The organism is Streptomyces sp. NPDC004561 (genome assembly GCF_053602155.1).
This window is the reverse complement of the sequence record NZ_JBSGDB010000720.1, coordinates 1-3,217: the sequence shown is the minus strand read 5'-3', so window position 1 is coordinate 3,217 and position 3,217 is coordinate 1. Positions and strand designations below refer to the sequence as shown.

Annotated in this window: 3 protein-coding genes and 1 pseudogene; 3 read left to right on the top strand and 1 reads right to left on the bottom strand. The window is 73.0% G+C overall.

Going from position 1 to position 3,217, the window contains the following annotated elements; genetic code table 11:
- Nucleotides 1-366: pseudogene (locus ACWEN3_RS44225) on the top strand (TetR/AcrR family transcriptional regulator); the annotation flags it as partial.
- Nucleotides 367-542: 176 nt separating this feature from the next.
- On the top strand, nt 543-1,544 hold the full coding sequence (locus ACWEN3_RS44220; RefSeq protein ID WP_452983732.1) for a LacI family DNA-binding transcriptional regulator: 1,002 nt from the start codon (nt 543-545) through the stop codon (nt 1,542-1,544).
- Nucleotides 1,545-1,575: 31 nt separating this feature from the next.
- Here ACWEN3_RS44220 and trxA read toward each other — a convergent pair whose 3' ends face one another.
- The gene (gene trxA, locus ACWEN3_RS44215) at nt 1,576-1,950 is read right to left on the bottom strand and encodes a thioredoxin (RefSeq protein WP_452983729.1); all 375 of its coding nucleotides are present in this window, start codon (nt 1,948-1,950) and stop codon (nt 1,576-1,578) included.
- 142 nt (nt 1,951-2,092) lie between these two features.
- Between trxA and ACWEN3_RS44210 the strand changes: the two genes are divergently transcribed.
- The coding region (locus ACWEN3_RS44210; RefSeq protein WP_452983726.1) for a dihydrolipoyl dehydrogenase family protein at nt 2,093-3,217 on the top strand (1,125 nt) is incomplete at its 3' end.

The window sequence follows — 3,217 nt, the reverse complement described above, 5'->3', positions numbered from 1 at the left end:
AACTTCCTGAGCGGGCCCCCGCCGCTCGGCCCCGGGGCGCCGCCCCTCGACCGGCTGCGGGCGTTCGGCATCGCGGTGCTGTACCGCTCGGCCGAGCAACTGGACCTGCAACTGGCCGCCCAGGGGGAGGCGACGCGCCGCTTCTCCCACCCGGCGCTCCAGGCCCTGCGCACCCACGTCACCATGCTGCTGCGGCAGATCGTCCCGGACGCCGACTGCGAACTGCTCTCCCAGACCCTGCTGGCCTCCCTGGACCCCGCGCTGATCCACCACCTGACCCGACAACGCGAAATGCCCCTGGAACGGCTGGAGGCAGCCTGGACCGACCTGGTCGCCAGGGTGACCCGCACGGAGCGGCCAGGGTGACGCTCGCCGGGCTGTCGGGGTGGCATGCGCCGGCCGGGTGACCCGCACCGGCGCGAACAAGTTCGTCACGAACACGATCGGCGACAGGTGTGCGTCGCGCCCGTTTTCGTCGAACGGTGAACCACGTTCCCCCGCCTGCTCCGGGCCCCCGCGCCTCTGCCAAGATGCGGTCTGTCATGGTGCAGATACCGAACACGCCCACGAGTGCCGATGTGGCCCGCCTGGCCGGCGTCTCGCGCGCGACCGTGTCCTACGTCCTCAACAACACCAGCGCCGTACGGATCAGCGAACCCACGCGTCGCCGTGTCCGCGAGGCCGCGCGGGAACTGGGGTACGTGCCCCACGCGGCCGCCCGCACCCTGCGCGCCGGACACAGCCGCATGGTCCTCATGCCCGCCCCGGCGATCCCCGTCGGTCCCCTCTACAGCAAGTTCCTCAACGAACTCCAGTGGGCGCTCGGCCGGCTCGACTACACCGTCGTCCAGTACGGCACCGTCGGCCTCCAGGGCGACGAAGCCGCCCGCGCCTGGGCCGAGTTACGGCCGGTCGCCGTGCTGGTGCCCGGCGCGGAACTCGGCCCGCGCGGCGTGGCCGTCCTCAAACGCTCCGGCGCCCGAGCGGTCGTCACCCTCGGCCCCCAACGCGTCGACGGCGCGCACGCCCTGCTCATGGACCACGACACCGTCGGCCACTGCGCGGCCGCCCATCTGTACGAACGGGGCAGGCGCCGCATCGGTGTCGTCATACCCAAGGAGCCCGGCCTGGAGGTCTACTCGCGGCCCCGGCTCGCCGGCGTCCGCCGGGCCCTGCACGGCACCGACGCGTCCGTGACCGAGGTGCCGCTCGCCCACACCGAGCAGGCCGCCGCCGAACTGGCCGCCTGCTGGCCCGAGTTGGGTCTGGACGCGGTGTTCGCCTACAACGACGAGTACGCGATGCTGCTGATGCGCGCACTGCAGGACGAGGGGGTGCGCATCCCCGAGGACGTGGCCCTGATCGGCGCCGACGACCTGATGCTCGGGCGGCTGCTGCGGCCCCGGCTCAGCACGGTCCACATCGAACTGCCCGCGGGCCGCGACCTCGCCGAACTGGTCGACCGCGCGGTCCGCGACCCCGGCGGCGAGCCGGAGGTGCACAAGGTGCTGGGCGCCTCGGTGGTCTGCCGCGAGTCCACCTGACACCGGCCCGCCGCCATGCCCCGGACGGGGACTACTCGGCGTTGCCCTCCTGGGCGGCGATGCTCTTGCGGACCTCGTCCATGTCCAGCTTCCGGGCCTGCCCGATGACGTCGGTCAGCGCGGCCTCGGGCAGCGCACCCGGCTGTGCGAAGACGGCGACCCGGTCGCGGACGATCATCAGCGTCGGGATCGACTGGATGCCGAACGCCTGGGCCAGCTCCGGCTGGGCCTCGGTGTCCACCTTGCCGAACACCAGGTCCGGATTCTCCTCGGCCGCCTTCTCGTACACCGGTGCGAACTGCCGGCACGGTCCGCACCAGGACGCCCAGAAGTCGATGAGAACGAAGTCGTTCTCGATGACCGTCTGGTCGAAGTTGTCCTTGGTCAGCTCCACGGTGCTGCTCATGGCGTGATTCCCTACTTCCGGGTGTGGGGGTGTGCCGACGGCGGAAACACGACCGCCGGGCAGCCTATTCCACACGCGCACGCCTGTGTCCCGCGCGCGTACCCATGTGGCCGCCGCGCACACCACCCACCAGACTGACCCCATGACGGAAACGGAATCCATCGCGTACGACGTCGTGGTGCTCGGAGCCGGGCCCGTGGGGGAGAACGTCGCCGACCGCACCCGCGCGGCCGGCCTCACCACCGCGGTCGTGGAGAGCGAACTGGTCGGCGGCGAGTGCTCCTACTGGGCGTGCATGCCCAGCAAGGCCCTGCTCCGGCCGGTCATCGCCCAGGCGGACGCCCGCCGGCTGCCCGGCCTCGCCCAGGCGGCCCAGGGCCCCCTCGACACCCCGGCGGTCCTCGCCCGCCGCGACGACTTCACCTCCCACTGGCGGGACGACGGCCAGGTCGGCTGGCTGGACGGCATCGGCGCCGACCTGTTCCGCGGCCAGGGCCGCCTTTCGGGCCCCCGCACGGTCACCGTCACCGGCCCCGACGGCACGGTCACGACCCTCACCGCCCGGCACGCCGTCGCCGTCTGCACCGGCACCCGTGCCCAACTCCCCGATCTGCCCGGCCTCGCCGAGGTGAAGCCGTGGACGAGCCGCGAGGCCACCAGCGCCGAGGCCGCCCCCGGCCGGCTGATCGTCGTCGGCGGTGGTGTCGTCGCCACCGAGATGGCCACGGCCTGGCAGGCCCTCGGCTCGCAGGTCACCCTGCTGGTGCGCGGCAAGGGCCTGCTGAACCGCATGGAGCCGTTCGCCGGGGAACTGGTCGCCGAGTCGCTCGCCGAGGCCGGGGCCGACGTCCGCACCGGCACCTCAGTGGAGTCCGTCGCCCGTGAGAACGGCACCGTCGTGGCCGTCACCAACACCGGTGAACGGATCGAGGCCGACGAGATCCTCTTCGCCACCGGCCGCGTCCCCCACACCGACGACATCGGGCTCGACACCGTCGGCCTGGAACCCGGCACGTGGCTGGACGTCGACGACAGCCTCCGCGTCACCGGCACCGACTGGCTGTACGCCGTCGGCGACGTCAACCACCGCGCCCTCCTCACCCACCAGGGCAAGTACCAGGCCCGCGTCGCGGGTGCCGCCATCGCCGCCCGCGCGGCCGGCGACGCGCTCGGCGACGAGCCCTGGGGCGCGCACGCGGCGACCGCCGACCACGAGGCCGTGCCCCAGGTCGTCTTCACCGACCCGGAGGCAGCCGCAGTGGGCCTC